This is a genomic window from Vibrio sp. 1978, from assembly GCF_033344345.1.
The window spans coordinates 1-515 of sequence record NZ_JAWPOP010001037.1 but is presented as its reverse complement, the minus strand read 5'-3'; the positions used below and the strand labels follow the sequence as shown (position 1 = coordinate 515).

Below are 515 nucleotides of genomic sequence, written 5' to 3'. Positions count from 1 at the left end.
AACCACGGTGTAGACTTCCATCCTGGCATGTCGAAGAATGTCGCCAACGCCGCTGGGATGATGGGTTTAACCGCTGAAATGCTTGGTAAGCTGCATGGTATCAGCCGTGAGCAACAAGATGAGTTTGCGGCGCGCTCTCATGCTCGTGCTCACGCAGCAACATTGGAAGGTCGCTTTAAAAACGAAATCCTACCAACCGAAGGCCACGCAGCAGACGGTACGTTGTTCCAGTTAGATTACGATGAAGTGATTCGTCCAGAGACCACCGTTGAAGGTCTGTCTCAACTTCGCCCGGTATTCGACCCAGCGAACGGTACCGTAACAGCCGGTACATCTTCAGCCCTATCCGATGGTGCATCCGCAATGCTGATCATGAGCGAAGAGAAAGCCAATGAACTTGGTTTGAAGATTCGCGCACGAATCAAAGGCATGGCGATCGCAGGTTGCGATCCATCCATCATGGGTTACGGCCCTGTACCTGCAACGCAAAAAGCGCTCAAACGTGCAGGCCTTGC

At 52.8% G+C, this 515-nt stretch carries 1 pseudogene; it reads left to right on the top strand.

What is annotated here, in order from left to right:
- A pseudogene (gene fadA / locus R8N49_RS30530) lies at positions 1–515 on the top strand (acetyl-CoA C-acyltransferase); the annotation flags it as partial.